This window comes from Microcoleus sp. Pol7_A1 (assembly GCF_036701085.1).
GTDB classification, from domain to species: Bacteria; Cyanobacteriota; Cyanobacteriia; order Cyanobacteriales; family Microcoleaceae; genus Microcoleus; species Microcoleus asticus.
This window is the reverse complement of the sequence record NZ_JAUBQD010000013.1, coordinates 63,735-83,583: the sequence shown is the minus strand read 5'-3', so window position 1 is coordinate 83,583 and position 19,849 is coordinate 63,735. Positions and strand designations below refer to the sequence as shown.

Below are 19,849 nucleotides of genomic sequence, written 5' to 3'. Positions count from 1 at the left end.
ATTACAGTCAACAGTCTTGACGGTTAGGACATTCTTGATAGTTGAAACTATGACTGTGGCTGCATTTTCCTTCTTCCTTCTTCCTTCTTCCTTCTTCCTTCTGCTTACTTTCGAGACGGCAAAATAAAACTCTCCTTTCCATTCCGATCTTTTTTTACCTGAGCTCCCAACTTGACAAGAGCTTGTTTCGCCCTTTGACGCACCAACTTATCAGTTGTTTGATCGTAAACCGTACTCCAAGCAATAAACCGCACCGGCACGCTATCGGGATCTCTGCGCAAATACTCAGCAGTTGCTCGAAACATCGGCGCCAATTTCGACCATTCCGGGCTTCCTTGCACCCAATCAGCAGCCATTTCGTGAGAGCGAATTGACTCGGGAATATCCCCCAACAGCAGCAACTCATCAAGACCTTTAGTTCGCCACACTATCCACGATTGGGAATGAATTTGCGGCGAAAGGGCAAGGGCCCTAGTACCGCGCTCTATAAAATTAACAGCAGTTTCAGGCTTTCCCTGATAAAAAGAAATAGCTGTGGAAAGAAACAGATAGATGTCAGCCCACCGCGGGTCGCGCTGCGTAACTATGTCAAAATAATCTTGGCTGAGATTGTAGCCCGTTACATCTCGCGCTTCGTCGTCGCCAAAATACTGCAAAAATTTGAGAAATGTCCAATCTGCAATTAAATTGTCAAACCCAAAACTAGGGATAGTTTTTAGCATTTTCAGCCGCAGAGCTTCTTGCTGCGCTTCTTGCTGTGCGGCTTGCTTGAAACTGGCAGCAGAAATTGAAGACAGCGGCTTTTGCCCCTGAACGCCAACAGAGGGCATTCCGCCCAGCTCCCCGCTCGACTGCATGGCAACGACCCCCGCCAGCGCTGCTAGACCAATAACTCCATTAACGAGCAGGCTCAACCACTTACGCGAAAATTGTTCGATTTTAGCTTCCACGGCACATTTAAATCCAAGTTTTAAATTAAGTTTATTAAAAGAGAGTAGTAATTGGTTGGCGATCGACTAAGAATCTCGTTAAACTGTCGAAAGGGATCGTGGAGCCTCCACACAATAGTTTAAGTAGTAGTGTGAGATTTTTTAGCAATATAAAATCTCAAATCAAAAATCTAAAATCGAATTGAGCCAAATTCAATGAATCAAGCCCGCAGACGCTTTTCTAAGTTACAGGCAGCCCTGTTCAGTGGGGCGATGGCAACAACCGCTTCGATATCTTTACTCGTTCCCGGCCTGAGTCAATCAGTCCGCGCCGAGCTTCAAGATAGCCCCAAAGCTGTCTTAGACGAAGCTTGGCAAATTGTGAACCGAGAGTATGTTGATGGCAGCTTTAACAAGACTGACTGGCAAGTAACTCGCCAAGACTTGCTGAGCAAAAATTATACTTCTCGCGAAGCTGCCTACACCGCCCTCCGCAAAGCCCTAGAGAAATTAAACGACCCCTACACGCGCTTCATGGACCCGAAGCAGTACGAAGCGCTGACGAATCAAACCTCCGGGGAACTGACAGGGGTGGGGATGAGGCTGGAAGAAGACGAGAAAACGAAAGCGATTAGGGTAGTCGAGCCGATGGAAAATTCCCCGGCCCTCAAGGCAGGGATTCAAGCGGGCGATACGATTTTGGTGATTGACGGCAAAGCTACCAAAGGCATGACTGTCTCGGATGCGGCTCAGATAATTCGGGGCGCTGAAGGCACGAAAGTCACGCTGCGGATTGCTCGTGAGGGCAAAAGCGAGTTTGATATCACTCTGACTAGGGCGAGAATTGAGGTAGCAGCGGTTCGCTACAGCCTCAAGAATGAAGGCGGTAAGAATGTCGGTTACATCCGCTTGCAAGAGTTTAGCTCCCACGCGGGCGAACAAATGCAGGCGGCGATTAAAAAGCTCTCGGATCAGAAAGCTGACGCTTTTGTTTTGGATTTGCGGGGCAATCCCGGCGGCTTGCTGCGAGTGAGCATTGATATCGCTCGGATGTGGATGGATACCGGGGCGATCGTCCGTACAGTCGATCGCGCGGGCGATTCTCAGGAAATGCGGGCAAACCGCACTGCAATCACTGACAAGCCTTTGGTGGTGCTCGTGGACGATAACTCGGCCAGCGCCAGCGAGATTTTGGCCGGTGCTCTGAAGGATAACAAGCGCGCAACTGTGATGGGCGGCCAAACTTTTGGCAAAGCTTTGGTGCAGTCGGTGCATTCTTTGGCTGACGGTTCGGGATTGGCGGTGACGATCGCTCACTACTATACTCCCAACGGTACGGATATCAGCCACAAGGGGGTTACTCCCGATGTTAAGGTCGAAGTAACCGACGAACAAAAGCTGAAATTAGCTAACAAACCGACGTTGGTGGCGACTAAGGACGATCCTTGCTACGCGCAGGCGATCGCACTTTTGCAAACTACTGCTTCGTCTGCCCGTCCGGTTGTTGCTAACGAGCTTGTTCCTGTCAAAAAATAGTTCAAATTGGCAGTCATTCACAATTAGCTTTAAGATAAAACCCGCGCCGGCGGGTTTTGTTTTTTAGTTATTAGTTATAGCAGAAGGAAAAAGGAAGAAGGAGTAAGCGATCGTACCCCTCACCAGAGCGATACAGTCATTGCGACTAAAGACAATCAACCTTTAGCCTTCCTGACTGGTGTTAGTAAAACTCTGACTTATTAAAAAAGTCGGGGATCTAACATATCTCGCGTTTTATGTTTAATTAGGTTGACGTACTTAACAATCAGGAATTAATATTAAATCAACGTTAAATTCATCTGAAATTTCAAGAATCATGCGTTCTCAACTTCAGTGGCAACCTCAACCAATTCACAATGACATATCAACTCGAGCCGCAGTCTTGCAGTCATCGCTAACCTGGCATCAGACCACGTTTAGTGGAATCTGGTTTGGTGGCTTTGAGTCCGACGATAACGTTCAAGATCATCCCGTCACCATGCTGACTCGCTTCGATCCGGGTGGCTTTTTCCCGCTACACGGACACCCGGGTGGAGAAGAAATTTTGGTACTCCAGGGTAACTTCGCTGATGAAACCGGTGTGTATCCTCCAGGATCTTATATGCTCAATCCCGAAGGGTTTATCCATCGTCCTTATAGCGATGAAGGTTGCCTGACATTTGTTAAATTACGGCAACATGGTGGAACCACTCGCCAGCAGGTGAAAACGAATATTTACGAGTTGTCCTGGCAGCCCGGTGCTATTCCCCAAATTGAAGTAAAGCCACTTTACGAGCAAGAGGGTTTTCCTGAAAAAGTTTGGGTGGAACGCTGGCAACCTGGCACAGCCTTGTCGAACGTAGTTGAATCTGAGGTGAAAGAAATCTTTGTCATCGAAGGCGCTTGGAGTGATGAGTTAGGAGATTACCCAACTGGTAGTTGGCTGCGGTATTCACCCAATTCTCCCTATAGTCCGTCGTCGGCAACTGGTTGTCTGGTTTATGTGAAGACTTATCCTCTAAATTCAACCCGATTTATTGTTGGAAAAGACTTTCGACAGCCTTTTGAGACAACGGAGTCTTGTGGCTAAGGATTCGCAGTGTAAATTGTTAGACAAAACTTCCCATTTGCGGGGGCTGGACTATAATTGCCAATTGCTAGAAAATGGTTTGTAATAACAGCCAACTATTTAATCCTACTATAATACTAGCGACTAACCAAGCTACTGCTTTGAGCCAAAATGGATTGACAAACTCTCCCATTAAGCGGCGGTTTGAGGTAAACATTACCAAGGGAATTACTGCAAAAGGTAATTGCAAACTGAGAATCACTTGACTGAAAACCAGTAAATTAGTTGTACTGCCTTCACCGAACAGGATAATAGAGATCAAAGCTGGTACAATTGCCACCAGTCGAGTCAGCAACCGCCGCAACCAAGGCCGCAGACGAAAATTTAAAAACCCTTCCATCACAATCTGTCCTGCTAGAGTTGCAGTCAAGGTTGAGTTCTGCCCCGAAGCCAATAAAGCAAAGGCAAAAATGGCACTGGCTGAACCCACACCCAGCACCGGAGAAAGCAGTTTGTAAGCATCTTGAATTTCAGCTACTTCTTGATAGCCCGAAAAGTGAAAGGTTGCAGCAGACAATATCAGAATTGCTGAATTAATAAACAAAGCTATTGACAGCGCTACGGTAGAATCAATTGTGCTAAATTTAATTGCTTCCCATTTTTTCTCAGAAGTTTCTTGCCAAGCACGAGTTTGCACGATCGACGAATGCAAGTAAAGATTGTGCGGCATCACAGTTGCCCCTAAAATACCAACCGCAATATAAAGCATTCCCTGATTTTGCAAAATCTCTAGCTTCGGAACATAACCGAGTAAAACTCCTCCGGCATCTGGTTTGGCAAAAATTATTTCGGCAATAAAACAACCGCCAATAATTGCAATAATCGTAATTACCAAAGCTTCGATATAACGAAAGCCTTTCCCTTGTAAAAATAACACCATCATCACATCTAGCGCAGTGATGCACACTCCCCAAACTAAGGGTATGCCAAATAGCAATTGCAGTCCGATCGCACTTCCAACAAGTTCCGCTAAATCGCAAGCCGAAATAGCAATTTCACAAAGTATCCACAGCAAAAAACTGACTCGCGGACTGAAATAATCTCGACAAGCTTGTGCCAAATCTCGTCCCGTTACCACTCCCAAACGCACGCAGAGTGATTGAAGCAAAATTGCCATCAAATTAGATAGCAAAATCACACTTAATAGCGCATAGCCAAACTTTGCTCCCCCCGCTAAATCAGTCGCCCAGTTTCCGGGGTCCATGTAACCCACTGAAACCAAATATCCAGGCCCTCCGTAAGCCAGCATTTTACGCCAGAAACCTTTGCTGTTGGGAACGGGGATGCTGCGGTGAACCTCTGGAAGGCTGGGTCTGTTTTCGGGGTGAGTCATGAGTTTTACGGTTCAATTCTTTTCATATTCTTTTCATATTCTCACAAAGGTAGCGGAATTTCATCAGTCGGATCGAAATCCGGCAGAGTCACCGTATATATTAAGTTGTGTATATTTTGAGCCTGAACCGAGGTGCGCGCGATCGACTATGATGAGGTCGATCGGCAAAAATCACCCTTGTCTGGGAATACTTTATTTCAAAACTCTAGTAGCATTGAAAATAGCAGCTAAAGCCACCCCAACATCAGCAAAAACTGCTTCCCACATGGTAGCTAACCCAAAAGCACCAAAAGCAATAAATATGCCTTTGACTAACATGGCAAAAATGATATTTTGCCAGACAATATTGTGAGTTTTCCGGGCAATTTGGATGGCTTCAGCCACCTTTGACGGTGCATCTGACATAATTACAACATCGGCAGTTTCGATCGCCGCATCAGAACCCAAACCCCCCATCGCTATGCCAACATCAGCTCTAGCAAGCACTGGTGCATCATTAATTCCGTCTCCGACAAAGACAATTTTATCGCCTTTTTTAGATTGGCTAATAAGTTTTTCGATCGCCTCGACTTTTCCTTCGGGTAATAACTCGGCTAAATAGGAATCTAAACCGAGCTTTTTAGCAACACTATCGGCTACAGCTTGATTATCTCCTGTGAGCATCACGATTCGCTCAACACCCAGTTTCTTGAGGTCGCGAATAGCCTGTACTGCGTCTTCCTTAAGCTCGTCAGCAATCAAAATATACCCAGCGTAGCGGTTGTCTACCGCTAAATGCACGATCGTACCTTCAGCATTGCAGACATCGTGAGCAATGTTTTCTCGGTGCAGCAAACGGTCATTTCCCGCAAGCACAATTTGATTATTTAATTTTGCTCGGATGCCGTGTCCCGCTATTTCTTCGTAATCTTTCACATCCGATGAATCTATTTTTCCTCCGTAAGCTTCCAAAATAGATTTCGCTACTGGGTGATTGGATTGAGATTCTACTTTAGCCGCTATTTCCATTAACTCAGATTGTGAAAAACCCTTTGTAGGCACAATTTGTGCTACTTGAAAAACTCCTTTTGTCAGAGTGCCTGTTTTGTCCACAACAACTGTCTTGACTGCTGTTAAGGTATCTAAAAAAGTTGAGCCTTTAACCAAAATACCGCGCTTGGCTGCACCGCCAATTCCCCCAAAGTATCCCAGAGGAATGCTAATCACCAATCCGCAAGGACAGGAAATAACTAACAAGACAAGGGCGCGGTAAACCCATAAAAAGCGATCGGCATTAGTTGCTCCTGAAATGAACAAAGGCGGAATTAAAGCCACTGCTAGCGATGCAAATACTACAAAAGGCGTGTAGTAACTGGCAAATTTGCTGATAAATTTCTCAGTTTCAGCTTTTTTGCTTCTGGCATTTTCTACTAATTCCAGAATTCTGGAGATTGAAGATTCGCCGAAGAGTTTGGTAACTTTGACAGTGAGAACTCCTGTCTGGTTAATTGTTCCTGCTAAAACTGTTTCTCCAGCTTTCACGGTTCGAGGTACTGATTCTCCAGTTAGTGCAGATGTGTCAATCTGAGAGTTGCCGTCGATAATTTCACCGTCTAAGGGGATTTTTTCTCCCGGTTTGACAAGGATGATATCGCCGACGGCTACGGTTTCTGGCGAAACTTTTTTGATGTCGCCGTTGTCCTTGAGGTTGGCATAATCTGGGCGAATTTCTAAAAGCGATTTGATCGATTGACGCGATCGCCCGATCGCAAATTCTTGAAAAAGTTCTCCGATTTTGAAAAACAACATCACCCCGACTGCTTCAGGGAGTTTGTGAATGGCTACAGCGCCCAGTGTTGCTATAGTCATTAAAAAATTTTCATCAAAAAATCGACCTCGCAGAATATTGCGCCCCGCAATGGTTAAAACATTCCATCCGCTTAAAAGATAGGCTGGGATGAAAACCAGATATTCACCTATAGAATAGGGCGTGTTGTGCAGTTTTTCTTCAAAAATTAAACCGCCGACAAATAGTACAACAACCAATATCACAGGAATCAATTCTTGCTTGAGGTTAAAATCTCCGTTCCCGTGGTCGTGGTCGTGGCCGTGGTCGTGGTCGTGGTTATGATTCTCATGGCTGTGTTCGTGGTCGTGGTCGTGACTACAGCAGCCGGAATCGCTCGATTTGGCTTTTTGCATGGTTTTTCCTGGGTTTATTCTAACACATGATAGTATGAATAGATATTCATATTGTATAGTAAAAAATAAAATCTAGTAGATTTTGAGTTAAAAATCTACTAGATTTTATAAAAATATTGTTAAGTTGGTAGGGAACGTTACGAGGGATTAAGAGTAATAACTATTCTCAGTTTCCGAGAGAGAGAATGATTATCCATAGTCGTTAGCGATTAACTAATTAAGCCGCCGGATAAATTCTAAGGGCAAACCGTCTGTATCGGCAATAAAAGCTACTTCGTAAACATTTTGCCCGATCGCCTGTTGAGTCGGTTCTAATAAAACTTTCAAAGCTTGAAACTGATTTGGTTGGTCTTTAGCAGCTTCCTCAAACCCCTCTTTCAGAGACTGCAACCAACTAGGCAAGTCAGTTGTCGCTTCAGTTAAATCGAAAGATAAATGATAATATCCAACATAATGCTCGTCTCCAAAAGCATCCGGTGCGGGTTTTGGTTCCGGGATTTGAATCAGTTCGATGCGTCCGTTGAGACCTTCCATCCAACAAGCTAGGGTGTAACCTGTGGTAAAGCGATCGCTCACAGTAAATCCCAACTGTTCGTAAAAGGCGATCGCCCGGTGAATGTTAGCAGTGCGAATCGAGGCGTGGTGCATTCGATTTTAGATTTTAGATTTTAGATTTTAGATTTTAGAAGGGAAGTAGGAATTCCGGCTTAGGATTTTAGATTTTAGAGGGTAAATTCGTAATTCGGAATTAAAAACGGTCGCATCTTTAGCGCGAAAGCAATAGAGCCTTCTTCCCTCTTCCTTCTTCCCTCTTCCCTCTTCCTTCTTCCCTCTTCCTTCTTCCTTCACTTATTCAAACAACCGAAAATAGGGATATCTAATCGGAACTCCCGGCTCTTTTTCCAAATCAAAATTAATCACTTCCCAGCAAGGGTCTTCTTGGGGATCGGGGCTAAAATCCACAGGCAAACCGTACAGTCTCGGCCGCGGCGATTCCGACTGGCCCCGCCAAGGCGTGCTGCGTTCCAAATAAGCGCTGATTAAGTCGCGATAGCGTTGGGCAACGATCACGCGAGTTGCTCGGTAGCCTTGAGTATAGAGTCGATCGAGCGCTTCGTGAATTTCAAACCGAATCCCGTCCGGGTGCGTGTGCTGGCGATACCATTCACTCTCCCAGCGGCGCCAGTGCCGCCCAGACTGAAGGTGAACCAGTTCCCCCGTTTTTGGATCTGCCTCAAATGCCCCGTGACGCGGACACAAATAGGTATCCGTCAGCGTTAGAGCCGGAATTGTTTGGCGACAGTGGGGACACTGAATTTCCGGGCCAAACATCGGGTATTGCAAGGCAACTTCAATCATTTATTTGCGTCCCAGCATATTTTCTCTGCAAAAGTGCCAAATACTTTTATTATATCCCGTATCAACAACCAGCTAATCTGCTAGAAGTATAACGATCGACCAACAAATGAGCAATCTCAACGAATCTCTGCCTGCACTTCCTTCCTATTGGCCCAGGCCCGATCTATCCCAAGCGGCTTTTGTCGCTGAAGGTGCTGTTGTCATCGGCAGGGTAGAGGTGGCAGCGGGCGCTAGTATCTGGTACGGGGCGGTGGTGCGGGCGGATGTAGAGCGAATTGCGATCGGCTCAACTACCAATATCCAAGATGGAGCAATTCTGCACGGCGATCCGGGCAAACCAACCGTTTTGGAAGATTTCGTGACAGTCGGACACCGAGCCGTGATTCACTCAGCTTACATTGAACGGGGCTGCCTGATCGGGATTGGGGCGATCGTCCTCGATGGAGTCAGGGTGGGAACAGGCTCTATCGTCGGTGCAGGGGCTGTTGTCACCAAAGACGTTCCCCCTCACACGCTAGTTGCGGGAGTGCCTGCCAAACGCCTCCGGGATGTCTCTGAGGAAGAAGCTGTGGAGTTGGTGGAACACGCTAAGCGTTACGAAAAGTTGGCTCTGGTTCACGCGGGGAAAGGTTGTGATTTGGGATTTGGTGAGTTGATAGAATAAGATTTTCAGCAAAAAACTATTAGTTTCCAATGGCTTACACCGCGCAAAAAATCCTCACCTTTGAAACATTCCTCGATCGATATTGTGACAACTTCCGCTACGAACTCGCTGACGGAGAATTAGTTGACAAGGAACCCACAGGCCCCCACGAAACCGTCAGCGGTAAACTAGCAACTCAAATCGGCATCGTTCTCGCAGCCGAAAAACTACCTTGGTTCATTCCCCGCAATTGTTTGATCCGTCCATTTTCAGATGCAGCTACTGCCCGCCGTCCCGATATTGTCGTGTTAGATGAAACTGCTATTGTCAGCGAACCTCTTTGGGAAAGAGAACCTGTGATTACGTTGGGGCGATCTATTAAATTGGTGGTAGAAGTAGTCAGCACTAACTGGGAAACAGATTACGCCAGAAAAGTTGAAGAGTATGCTCTTTTAGGAATTACCGAATATTGGATCGTTGATTATCGCGGATTGGGAGGCGTGGCTTTTATCGGTAAACCAAAACAACCTACTATCACCGTTTGCCAACTGATTGACCAAGATTACATCCAGCAACAATTTCACCTTGGGCAACCGATTATTTCTCCTCTGCTAAAGAACTTGCAACTTCGGTTAGATGATATTCTTCCCCGATAAAGTGGGGTGTCAAACTAAATATAGGAATTACGCACGGGTAGTCAGGGTTTCGACACTTCGACGGAGTTTATTCTGATTCATCTATCATCGGTTTTTGGGCAGCGTGTCGCACAAAAATAATCTGAACTGTATCATCAACAATCGTAAACAGAATCCGATAGGCATTTCGTCCCTTGCCGTAAACAAGTTGTCGTATTTCTTCGTCAAAAAAACTATTCTCAAACGCGAAGGAACAACGAGAAGGCATATTTTCTAGCGATAAGATAGCTTTGTACAAGCCTTCTAACCAATTTCTAGCCTTCTGAGAAGAATGATTACTCAACCAAAAATAAGATTCCTCGATCGCTTTTTGCGCTGCGGGTTGGATAATGACTTGATATTTCTGATTCATCGCTAACTGTCTAGCTTATCAAACAGTTGATTGAAAAAATCCTCCGCTTTTTGCCCTTCCCCTCGATCCATTTGTGCCAAACCCAGTTTAATTCCCTTTAAAGTCTCTAATAACTCAACTGCATCTAAAAGTTTCTGATAGGATTCAGCATCCTGAATAACTAACTCTGCTTTCCCGTTGACAGTTAGAACTAAAGGATGTTTTGTTTGTTTGAGCCGCTGCACAAACTCAGTCGTATTACGTTTAAAATCGGTGAGAGAATGTATGTCTCTTGAAAGGTTAATCATAATGATAACATGAAATTAGCATCTAATTAAATGTTAAACGATACCTGCGGAGTTTGTCAATCTAAGCTTAGGTGATATTCTGCCCCGATAAAGTGCCTTGCTGCAATCTAAAATCTAAAATCTAAATCAGAAACTGGGTTTTTTGTGTAAGTCCTATATATACTATTAAAGCTGTGCCGGAATCGCACCGATCGCCCTTGCCACTAACACCTATCATGAACGATCGCACATCTCATCCAAACATCCCCCCGCAGGCCTGGAAACGTCCCATCGGCCTCGGTTGGGAGAATCCCTATACAGTCCGCTACGCAAGCAATCTCGACGACGGCCCCTGGCACGGAATGCCTTTGGGCGGGTTCGGTGCCGGCTGCATCGGGCGATCGTCCCGCGGCGACTTCAACCTCTGGCACATTGACGGCGGCGAGCACATTTTTCGCAGTTTGCCCGCTTGTCAGTTCAGCGTTTTTGAAGAAACTCAAGGCAAGAAACAAGCTTTTGCACTGTCCACTGAACCGCCTACAGATGGCAGTTTATCTAGTTGGAAATGGTATCCATCGGAAGGAAGAAGGAAGAAGGAAGAAGGAAGAAGGGAAGAAGAAGAAAGAACAGGGGAAGAGTCTAATTCTTCGGGGAGTTATCATGCTTTGTATCCGCGCAGTTGGTTTGTTTACGAAAATGTGTTTCAGGCTCAATTAAGCTGCGAGCAATTTTCGCCAATTTTGCCGAACAATTATCAGGAAAGCAGTTACCCAGTTGCCATGTTTGAATGGGTGGCGCACAATCCTACAGATGCGCCGATTACTCTCAGCATCATGCTGACTTGGGAGAATATTGTCGGTTGGTTTACTAATGCCAATAAGTCACCGAAAGTGATGGTGCGAGATGATGGCAGTCCATTTTATGACTATCAACCCCGGTGGGGAGAAAGTGCCGGAAATTTGAATTTGTTGGTGGAAGATTTTCACCGAATCGGTTGCGTCATGACGCGGTTGACTGCTGAGGACGAACCGCAAGAGGGGGATGGACAATGGGCGATCGCAACTATTACTAATCCGGCGGTAGAAGTATTTTATCAAACTCGCTGGAACCCGGCGGGGAATGGCGAGGATATTTGGCGCAACTTTTCTGCTGAAGGTTTCTTGTTGGATGACAGAGACGAGACAGCAGCAGCAGCAGGAGAACAGTTGGCTTGTGCGATCGCAGTTCGCTTTACTATTCGACCGGGAAAAACTCGCAAAATTCCCTTTATTATAGCTTGGGATTTGCCCGTTACTGAGTTTGCATCGGGAGTTTGGTACTACCGCCGCTATACAGATTTCTTCGGCCGCAACGGCAAAAATGCTTGGCCGATTATTCGCACTGCAATGAAGCATTCCGATACTTGGCGCGAAAATATCGAAGCTTGGCAAAAACCGATTTTAGAACGGAAAGATTTGTCAGACATTTTTAAAATGGCGCTGTTTAACGAGTTATACGCCCTGACAGACGGCGGTACTCTTTGGAGTGCGGCTGACGAACGCGATCCGAAGGGTCAATTTGCGGTTTTGGAGTGCATTGATTACCGCTGGTACGAAAGTTTGGACGTGCGGCTTTACGGTTCTTTCGCTTTGTTGATGCTGTGGCCGGATTTGGAAAAGTCGGTGGTTTTAGCGTTCGCTAGGGCAATTTCAGCCGGAGACGATACGCCGAGAATTATTGGCTGGAATCAAGCTTCTGCTATTAGAAAAGCTGTCGGGGCGACGCCGCACGATTTGGGTGCTCCTAACGAACATCCTTGGGAAAAAACGAATTATACTAGCTATCAAGATTGCAATTTGTGGAAGGATTTGCCTTGCGATTTTGTGTTGCAGGTTTATCGGGATTTCCTATTGACTGGCGGCACAGATTGTGAGTTTCTGCAAGAGTGTTGGCCGGCAATTGTTGAGGCTTTGGCTTATCTGAAAACTTTTGATGAGGATGGGGACGGAATCCCTGAGAATTCTGGAGCACCGGATCAGACGTTTGATGACTGGCAAATGCGGGGGATAAGTGCGTATTGCGGGGGTTTGTGGTTGGCGGCGCTGGAGGCTGCGATCGCGATCGGCGAAATCTTGGAAGATGCAGCACCGCAGATAATTCCTAACCCTCAAGCAAAGATAGCATTATATCACAGTTGGCTGTTACAAGCCAGACCGAGCTATCAAGAAAAACTGTGGAACGGTCAATATTACCGTTTGGACAGCGAGAGTAATTCCGAAGTGGTGATGGCAGACCAACTGTGCGGTCAATTTTACGCGAAACTGTTAGGATTGCCGGATATTGTGCCGCCAGAATGTGCAGTCAGTGCTTTAGAAACTGTGTATGAATCTTGCTTTTTGAAGTTCAACGATGGCGAGTTCGGTGCGGCAAATGGGGTGATGCTGAACGGTTCGCCGGAAAATCCCAATGCAACTCATCCTTTGGAAGTTTGGACGGGGATTAATTTTGGGTTGGCCGCTTTTTTGGTACAGATGGGAATGGAGGAGAAAGCGTTTAAATTGACGGATGCGGTGGTTAAGCAGATTTATGAAAATGGGTTGCAGTTTCGGACGCCGGAAGCGATTACGGCGGGGGGGACTTTTCGGGCGAGTCACTATTTGCGGGCGATGGCAATTTGGGCGATTTACGGGGTGTTGACTAATTTTAAGTAGGGAATTGGTATATTAGCTGATGAATCCCACTAAATTTTAAACAAATTACGCCTTCAACCCTATTTTGAGCCAAGAAAACGGTTAATTAAACTATCAATTTTATTGAATGTAAAAATTTTCCGCATTCGAGGAAGACACTAATGTTTCATGCTCAAACTTTAGCTATGCTAAAAGTTTAAAACGAAACAGCCCTGCTGGGATGCGAGGGGTATCGAACTCGGCTATAAATGAGGGAGACAAAGGGTTTGAGGCAATTGTTGACACCAATGCAGTGGGCACCTTACCCGTATATAATTTGGAGCGATCGCCAATTTCAAGATATAATAGAAAAATGTCAAATCCCTTACTTTCCCTCAACTACGAACCCGCCATCGAATCCCTCGGCGGCGACTATTTTGATGAAGTCCCTGCGGCCGATTTTCCGCAGCATATTCTCCGCTTCCGCAACGACCAATTATTGCCGATACTGGGTTTAGACCCCGCACAAGTAACCGACCAACATTTCATCGAAGCGTTCGGCGAATTTCATTGTGTCCGTCCCTTTCTCGCACTCCGTTACCACGGCTATCAATTCAACGAATACAACCCGAATTTAGGCGACGGTAGAGGCTTTTTGTACGGCCAAGTTCGCGGGACTGACGGCAGACTTTACGACTTCGGCACTAAAGGTTCCGGCCGCACGCCCTACTCGCGGCACGCTGATGGTAGACTCACTCTCAAAGGGGGAATTCGCGAAGTTTTAGCCGCCGAAGCTTTGCATCGGTTGGGAGTTCGGACATCTCGGTGTTTTAGTTTAGTTGAAACGGGCGAGGCTTTGTGGCGGGGCGACGAACCATCACCCACGCGATCGTCCGTAATGGTGCGTTTCAGTCATTCTCACATCCGGTTTGGAACTTTTGAAAGATTGCACTATATCCGCAGGCCGGATTTAACTAAAAAACTTTTAGATTTTGTTATTGAATATTACTATCCAGAACTGCATTTAGAAGCAAGTAATGCGGGTGTTTCGCCGCCGGAAAAGTATGCGCTATTTTATGCAGATTTAGTCAAGCGAGTAGCCGAATTAGTCGCTCAGTGGATGGCGGCAGGATTTTGCCACGCAGTGCTGAATACTGATAATATGTCGATTACTGGAGAGAGTTTCGATTACGGGCCTTTCGCTTTTATCCCAACTTACAAGCCGGAATTTACAGCAGCTTATTTCGACCATTACGGTCTTTATTGTTACGGCAATCAACCGTTTATTTGTAAGGGGAATTTAGAGAAGCTCCAGCAACCGCTAGCAGCCGCGATTCCTCAAGCTGATATGGATGCTGCTTTGGAAAAGTTTGGCGAGTATTATAATGCAGCTTACCGGCAGTTGATGCTAAATAGATTGGGATTTGATGATTTGCCAGAGGCGGAGGGAGATGAGTTGTTGAAGGTGACAATTAAAATGCTGGCGGAGTCTCAAGTTGAGTATCACGATTTCTTTTTTGAACTGCGAAGACAGTTCGATCGCACTTGGCGAGATGATGCCAGTCAAATTTTTGCTGAGGCGGAACCGGCGGACTTGATAGCACCTTGGCGGCAGTTTTATTATCACGTTTTGCAAAGTTTGTCGGCGGATGATATGGACAAAATGGCGGACAGGTTGCTCCGGCACAATCCCGAACAATCGCTGTTGAGACCGACGATTGAGGCTGTTTGGGAACCCATAGCTATTGAGGATAATTGGGAACCGTTTTATGAATTGGTTAAACGAATTCAAAACCCAGAAAATTGATTGATAATAGCTTGCATTAATAGCTCCGTGGCCGATTCACCTGCATTTTCTGTTGGTATTAAAGATTAGCGTGAACCAGCCCCGGAGCAATCTGAGATGATAAAAATCTGCCACATAAGAAATATAACACCGAGAAATAATGACTAATGACTAATGACTAATGACTAATGACTACTTGAGCTTTTCAATCTCAAATTGTGCATCTTTGTAACCGCCAGTTAGTCCTTGATCGAGAAACATTTTGCCGGCTTTTTCTAAATCGCTAATCGCTCCTGCTTTGTCTCCCAATGAGCGGCGAACGATGCCTCTACCGTAGTAAGCAGCAGCATAATTCGGATTGATCCGAATAGCTTGCACGTAATCGGCGATCGCACTGTTGTAATTATTTAGCTGCTGGTAAATCTTAGCCCGATTGGCGTAAGCTTCAGCATTGTTGGGATTGAACCCGATTGCTGCTGTAAAATCTGCGATCGCTCCCTGCGCGTCACCCCCAGCGCTGCGAGCTAAAGCACGATTGTTAAAAGCATTATAATCATTCGGATTCACTTTCAGGGCTTGAGTGCAATCGGCAATTGCTTTCGGATAATCCTTCAAATTTAAATAAGCAATACAGCGATTGTTGTAAGGAACCCCATCCTTATCGCTCAGCGAAATTGCCTGAGTGCAATCGTCAATTGCCGCTTGATGGGCTCCCAAATTCAACTGCGTGCTGCAACGATTAGCGTAAGCATCTCCACTCTTGGGATCGATCGCAATTACCTGAGTATAATCCGCCAAAGCTCCCTGATAATCTCCTAAGTGAAAGCGAGCTCTCCCCCGACTGTAGAAAGCATCAACATTCTTAGCATCAAGTTTAATTGCCTCAGTATAATCTCCAATCGCCCCCTGCAAATCTGCACTCGCAGCGCGAGCCAACCCCCGCGAATGATAACCTTTAGCCAGGTTTGGCTGCAACCGAATTACTTCGGTAAAATCCTGAATAGCCGCCTTGTAATCTTGCAGCTCTAAATAAGCAACTCCTCTTTCATAATAGGTATCAAAATCGTCGGGCTGGAGATTCAAAGCTTGAGTGTAGTCCTCAATCGCCCCGCGCTTGTCGTTAAAATCGTGACGGGTTAGCCCGCGGTTAAAATAAGCCTGAACATATTTAGGATTGAGAGCGATCGCCTGAGAATAATCCGCAATTGCTTCTTGATATTTTTGTAAATCATAATTAGCATTCCCCCGGCGATAAAAACTCTCAGGATTGTTAGGATTTAATTGAATTGACTTATTAAAAGCTTGCAAAGCTCCCGCGGCATCTTGATTGCGAGACTTTTCCACTCCCTGTTCGTGATATTCCTTAGCTTTAATCGGATTCGGTCGGCTCAAATAACTAAACAGAAATACCAGAATTATTGCTGCCCCAAAAACAGCCAAAATTAGCCACCAAAACCGAGTTTTAAAACGTGACGAAAAACTCTCGGAAGACAGTAAGCTCGGAGAAATAGTTTTCTTTGGAGCCTTATTCACCGGATCGAGGCGGTGTCTCAACTTGCTGAGATCTACCAAAACTTCCTCCGCAGATTGATAGCGTTTGCCAAATTGGTGACAGACCATTTTGTCAATTATATTGGCTAGTCCCACAGAACATTGCGATCGGTTCCGCCAAACAATTTCCCCCGTGTGAGAAGGACTCGGATCTTGCAATTTTGGCAAATCCGTACCGGGCAAACCCGTGATAGCTTGGACTGCCATCATCCCGACTGCATAGAGGTCGCTGCTAAATTGCGGGTTGCCTTGAAATTGTTCGATCGGCATATAAGCCGGAGTTCCAGTAGCAATGGTGCGCGGAAATTCTGTATCGTAGTCACTGACGTGACTTGCAACTTCTTTAACCGAGCCGAAGTCAATTAAAACTAATTTGCCGTCTGGTTTGCGGCGGATTAAGTTGGAGGGATTAACATCGCGGTGAATCACTCCCTGAGAGTGTACGAAAGCGAGAAGCTGTAACACTTCTTCCAACAGATCCAGCACTCGTTCTTCCCGCCAAGGTTGACCGGCCACAATTTCCCTATTTAGGGCGTGTCCGGGCACAAACTCTTCGACGAGGTAGAATTGATTTCCTTCTTCAAAATAAGCTAGTAAAAATGGAATTTGATCGTGTTTTCCCAGCTTTTCTAATATTTCTGCTTCTTGTTTAAATAAGCGGTAAGCTGTTTTGAGAACTGTGGAAGTATTGCTGGGAGGGCGCAGTTGTTTCACTACACATTGAGGGTGGCCAGGGCGGCGAGTATCGACAGCCAAATAAGTTTGTCCGAAAGCTCCTGAACTGAGAATTTGTACTACGCGATAACGCCTGTCTAAAAGTTGACCAACCATGTTCATATCAGGAATTGAGAATTGGGAATTAGTGATTGGGGATGGGAAATTGGAAATTGGAAATTGAGAATTTGTGATTGGTGGTTTAGCCTTCTTCCTTCTTCCTTCTTCATTTTGCATTCTTCATTTTTCCTCATGGCTGGTGACTGATGACTGAGCACTAATAACTGATGACTAATAGCTTATTTAGGATCGTTGATTTGTGCTTGTGCATTTTGGAAACCATCAGCTCTTCCTTGTTCTAGAAAAAGCGTTGCAGCTTTCTGAAAATCCTCGATCGCCCCAGCACGGTCTTTGAGTTGGCGGCGGACGAGGCCTCGGCTGTAAAAAGCGCTAGCATTGTTGGGGTTGAGCCGCAGCGAGTGAGCGAAATCCTCAACCGCTAAAGGGTAATTTTTTAGTTCTGAGTAAATAGTACCGCGATTGCTGTAAGCTACTGCATCGCTGGGATTGAGCCGAATGGCTTGAGTAAAATCTTCCACAGCCCCCTGCTTGTCTCCCGAAGCCGATCGAGCTAAGCCTCGATTGCTGTATGCTTTGGGATTGTTGCCGTTGAGTCCGATCGTCAAACTGCAATCTTCGCTGGCCTTTTGATATTGTTTTAAATTCAGATAAGCAATGCAGCGGTTGTTGTAAGCTGCTTCATCTTTAGGAGCGAGGCGAATTCCTTGGGTGCAATCTGCAATCGCTTTGTCGTAGATTGCCAAATTTAAGTAAGCGCTGCACCGATTGGTATAAGCATCAGCTAGCTCTGGTTCCAATTCGATCGCCTTACTATAATCTTCCATCGCTCCTTGATAATCTGCCAGATTAAACCGCGATCGACCCCGACTGTAGTAAACGCCAGCTTGTTTGGGGCTAATTTGAATCGCTTGGGTAAAATCTGCCATTGCTCCTGTTTTGTCGCCCGCAGCCGATCGAGCTAAACCCCGATTGCTGTAAGCTGTAGCATCGTTGGGAGTGAGCCGAATTGCTTGAGTGTAGTCTTCAATTGCCGTGCGGTAGTCGCCTAAATCGTAGTAAGCTAAACCCCGCTGAGAGTATGCCTCACCGTCGCTGGGATTGAGCCGCACTACTTGGGTGAAATCTTCCACAGCTCCCCGCTTGTCGCCGGTGTCGCGGCGGGCCAGACCTCGATTGTAGATGGCTTTGGTGTGGCTGGGATTGACTTTAATTGCTTGCGTGTAATCCTGTATTGCTAGATCGGTGGCGCCCGTGTCATAGCGAGCGTTGGCCCGCTTGTAGTAAGTTTCCGCATCGCTGGCATTCATGGCGATGGCTTGGGTATAATCGGCGATCGCACCTGTTTTGTCGCCTTGCTGCGCTTTGGCCACGCCGCGAGCGAACAATTCTTGTGCCCTCGCCGGACTTTTACTCTGCCAAAAATAAAGCATGATTGCTGTCAAGATTAAAGCTCCGGCTGTTGCAGCCAGCAGCAGCAGTCTGATTTGGCGCTGTCTCGGCGGTTTACTCATAGCGTCCGTGATGATTGTGGCTGGCGGCGGCTCAACCTCCCATTTTACGGCGATTTGTTTGAGGTCTGCCAAAACATCGGCGGCCTCCTGATAGCGTTCCTCGCAGTCGGAGCGCACCATTAGCTCGATAATATCTGCTAGGGCAAGCGAACAAGTTGCCCGGTTTCGCCACGGAATTTCGCTTTTGTTGTTTTTTAAGGCACTCAGTTCGTTGGGTGAGAGTCCCGTCACGGCAAGCTGGGCGATCGTACCTAGAGCGTAGATGTCGCTATTGTAGCGGGGGTTGCCGATCGATTGCTCGATCGGCACGTATAGCTCCTGCGCCGCCAACTCGTGTTTTTTTGCTAAAGGCCCTTTAACAGAGTTGGGCGAGGTTTGCGCCAACAAATGACAATTAGCGAGTTCCGGGTTAATTTCTTTGTCTAAGCTAAAGTCAATCAGCACAAATTTGCCGTCTGACTCGCGCCGGATAGCTCTGTCTGGCTGAATTCTGCGGTGAATGAAACCCTTCTCGTGTATGAACACCAAAATTTCTAATATTTCTGATAGCAGACCAATTACTTTATCTTCAGGCCAAGGTTCACCGGGTATTAGTTCTTGACTTAAAGGCGAGCCGGCAATAAATTCTTCTATTAAGTATAAACTTTGATTTTCCTCAAAATACGCCAATAATTCCGGGATTTTGTCGTGTTTTCCCAATTTTTCAATTATTTCTGCGTTTCTTTGAAATATAACTTTGACTAATTCTGGAGTTTGCGAACTTGTGCCGGGGAGCAGCATTTCTCTAACAGTGCATTGCGGATACCCGGGACGGTGAGTATCTGCTGCTAGATAAGTTTTTCCCACCTCACTTGAGTCTGTGACTTTAATGATGCGGTAACGTCTGTCTAGAAGTTGACCAATCATGCTTTGCCCTCTACCCTGTTAATGTTTCATTATCGCACGAATTCACGATAGGCCCAACATTTGGCTGCGTAATTTAAGTTCGATCGGGCCGTGACTCCCGCCCAAAAACGGATACTTGCTTTCCGACAGGAGTCGTGAGCCGCCCAAAATTTTAGATTATTGTTCAAGCTCCCAGATTGATCTGTGGAGTAAATCTTAAATCTCAAATCGACTTATTGGGCAAACGGGCGCTCGGATTGACGATCCAACT

Annotated in this window: 15 protein-coding genes; 6 read left to right on the top strand and 9 right to left on the bottom strand. The window is 46.1% G+C overall.

From position 1 onward, the window contains the following. Positions 1 to 104 precede the first annotated feature (104 nt). Positions 105 to 950 (bottom strand): hypothetical protein, encoded by an 846-nt coding sequence (locus QUA20_RS10440; protein ID WP_333188495.1) that lies wholly within the window; start codon positions 948 to 950, stop codon positions 105 to 107. 195 nt (positions 951 to 1,145) lie between these two features. On the opposite strand from QUA20_RS10440, the gene ctpB reads away from it, so the two are divergent. Both ctpB and QUA20_RS10430 read left to right on the top strand, forming a co-directional pair. Then, positions 1,146 to 2,465: a carboxyl-terminal processing protease CtpB gene (gene ctpB, locus QUA20_RS10435; RefSeq protein ID WP_172187164.1), complete on the top strand. Its 1,320-nt coding sequence runs from the start codon at positions 1,146 to 1,148 to the stop codon at positions 2,463 to 2,465. Between the two features lie 316 nt (positions 2,466 to 2,781). Further along, complete coding sequence (locus QUA20_RS10430) at positions 2,782 to 3,534, top strand: cupin domain-containing protein (RefSeq protein ID WP_333188490.1); 753 nt, start codon at positions 2,782 to 2,784, stop codon at positions 3,532 to 3,534. A 67-nt stretch (positions 3,535 to 3,601) separates the two neighbouring features. On the opposite strand, the gene QUA20_RS10425 is transcribed toward QUA20_RS10430, so the two are convergent. The 4 genes from QUA20_RS10425 to QUA20_RS10410 all read right to left on the bottom strand — a co-directional run bounded on the left by QUA20_RS10425 (position 3,602) and on the right by QUA20_RS10410 (position 8,446). After that, positions 3,602 to 4,906, bottom strand: a complete 1,305-nt coding sequence (locus QUA20_RS10425; RefSeq protein ID WP_333188487.1) for an Nramp family divalent metal transporter — start codon at positions 4,904 to 4,906, stop codon at positions 3,602 to 3,604. 192 nt (positions 4,907 to 5,098) lie between these two features. Beyond that, a complete protein-coding gene (locus QUA20_RS10420; RefSeq protein ID WP_333188485.1) occupies positions 5,099 to 7,087 on the bottom strand; it encodes a heavy metal translocating P-type ATPase in 1,989 nt (662 codons plus the stop codon). A 213-nt stretch (positions 7,088 to 7,300) separates the two neighbouring features. Further along, a complete protein-coding gene (locus tag QUA20_RS10415; protein WP_172187156.1) occupies positions 7,301 to 7,735 on the bottom strand; it encodes a VOC family protein in 435 nt (144 codons plus the stop codon). 201 nt (positions 7,736 to 7,936) lie between these two features. Further along, positions 7,937 to 8,446: a TIGR02652 family protein gene (locus tag QUA20_RS10410; protein ID WP_172187154.1), complete on the bottom strand. Its 510-nt coding sequence runs from the start codon at positions 8,444 to 8,446 to the stop codon at positions 7,937 to 7,939. Between the two features lie 106 nt (positions 8,447 to 8,552). Here QUA20_RS10410 and QUA20_RS10405 point away from each other — a divergent pair, with 106 nt between their 5' ends. Together QUA20_RS10405 and QUA20_RS10400 are read left to right on the top strand one after the other, a co-directional pair. After that, positions 8,553 to 9,110 (top strand): gamma carbonic anhydrase family protein, encoded by a 558-nt coding sequence (locus tag QUA20_RS10405; RefSeq protein WP_333188480.1) that lies wholly within the window; start codon positions 8,553 to 8,555, stop codon positions 9,108 to 9,110. Positions 9,111 to 9,139: 29 nt separating this feature from the next. After that, positions 9,140 to 9,745, top strand: coding sequence for a Uma2 family endonuclease (locus QUA20_RS10400; RefSeq protein ID WP_333188477.1), 606 nt, complete (start codon positions 9,140 to 9,142; stop codon positions 9,743 to 9,745). A 67-nt stretch (positions 9,746 to 9,812) separates the two neighbouring features. On the opposite strand, the gene QUA20_RS10395 is transcribed toward QUA20_RS10400, so the two are convergent. Both QUA20_RS10395 and QUA20_RS10390 read right to left on the bottom strand, forming a co-directional pair. Next, positions 9,813 to 10,136, bottom strand: coding sequence for a type II toxin-antitoxin system RelE/ParE family toxin (locus QUA20_RS10395; RefSeq protein WP_172187148.1), 324 nt, complete (start codon positions 10,134 to 10,136; stop codon positions 9,813 to 9,815). A 2-nt stretch (positions 10,137 to 10,138) separates the two neighbouring features. Further along, positions 10,139 to 10,423, bottom strand: a complete 285-nt coding sequence (locus tag QUA20_RS10390) for a type II toxin-antitoxin system Phd/YefM family antitoxin (protein ID WP_172187146.1) — start codon at positions 10,421 to 10,423, stop codon at positions 10,139 to 10,141. 215 nt (positions 10,424 to 10,638) lie between these two features. Here QUA20_RS10390 and QUA20_RS10385 point away from each other — a divergent pair, with 215 nt between their 5' ends. After that, positions 10,639 to 13,092 carry a GH116 family glycosyl hydrolase gene (locus tag QUA20_RS10385; protein ID WP_333188571.1) on the top strand — a complete coding sequence of 818 codons (2,454 nt, stop codon included), beginning with the start codon at positions 10,639 to 10,641 and terminating at the stop codon, positions 13,090 to 13,092. 331 nt (positions 13,093 to 13,423) lie between these two features. Next, positions 13,424 to 14,857, top strand: a complete 1,434-nt coding sequence (locus QUA20_RS10380; RefSeq protein WP_333188473.1) for a protein adenylyltransferase SelO family protein — start codon at positions 13,424 to 13,426, stop codon at positions 14,855 to 14,857. A gap of 171 nt (positions 14,858 to 15,028) precedes the next feature. Here QUA20_RS10380 and QUA20_RS10375 read toward each other — a convergent pair whose 3' ends face one another. Both QUA20_RS10375 and QUA20_RS10370 read right to left on the bottom strand, forming a co-directional pair. Then, positions 15,029 to 17,218, bottom strand: coding sequence for a tetratricopeptide repeat protein (locus QUA20_RS10375; RefSeq protein ID WP_445304663.1), 2,190 nt, complete (start codon positions 17,216 to 17,218; stop codon positions 15,029 to 15,031). 182 nt (positions 17,219 to 17,400) lie between these two features. After that, complete coding sequence (locus QUA20_RS10370; RefSeq protein ID WP_333188469.1) at positions 17,401 to 19,599, bottom strand: tetratricopeptide repeat protein; 2,199 nt, start codon at positions 19,597 to 19,599, stop codon at positions 17,401 to 17,403. Between the last annotated feature and the right edge of the window lie 250 nt (positions 19,600 to 19,849).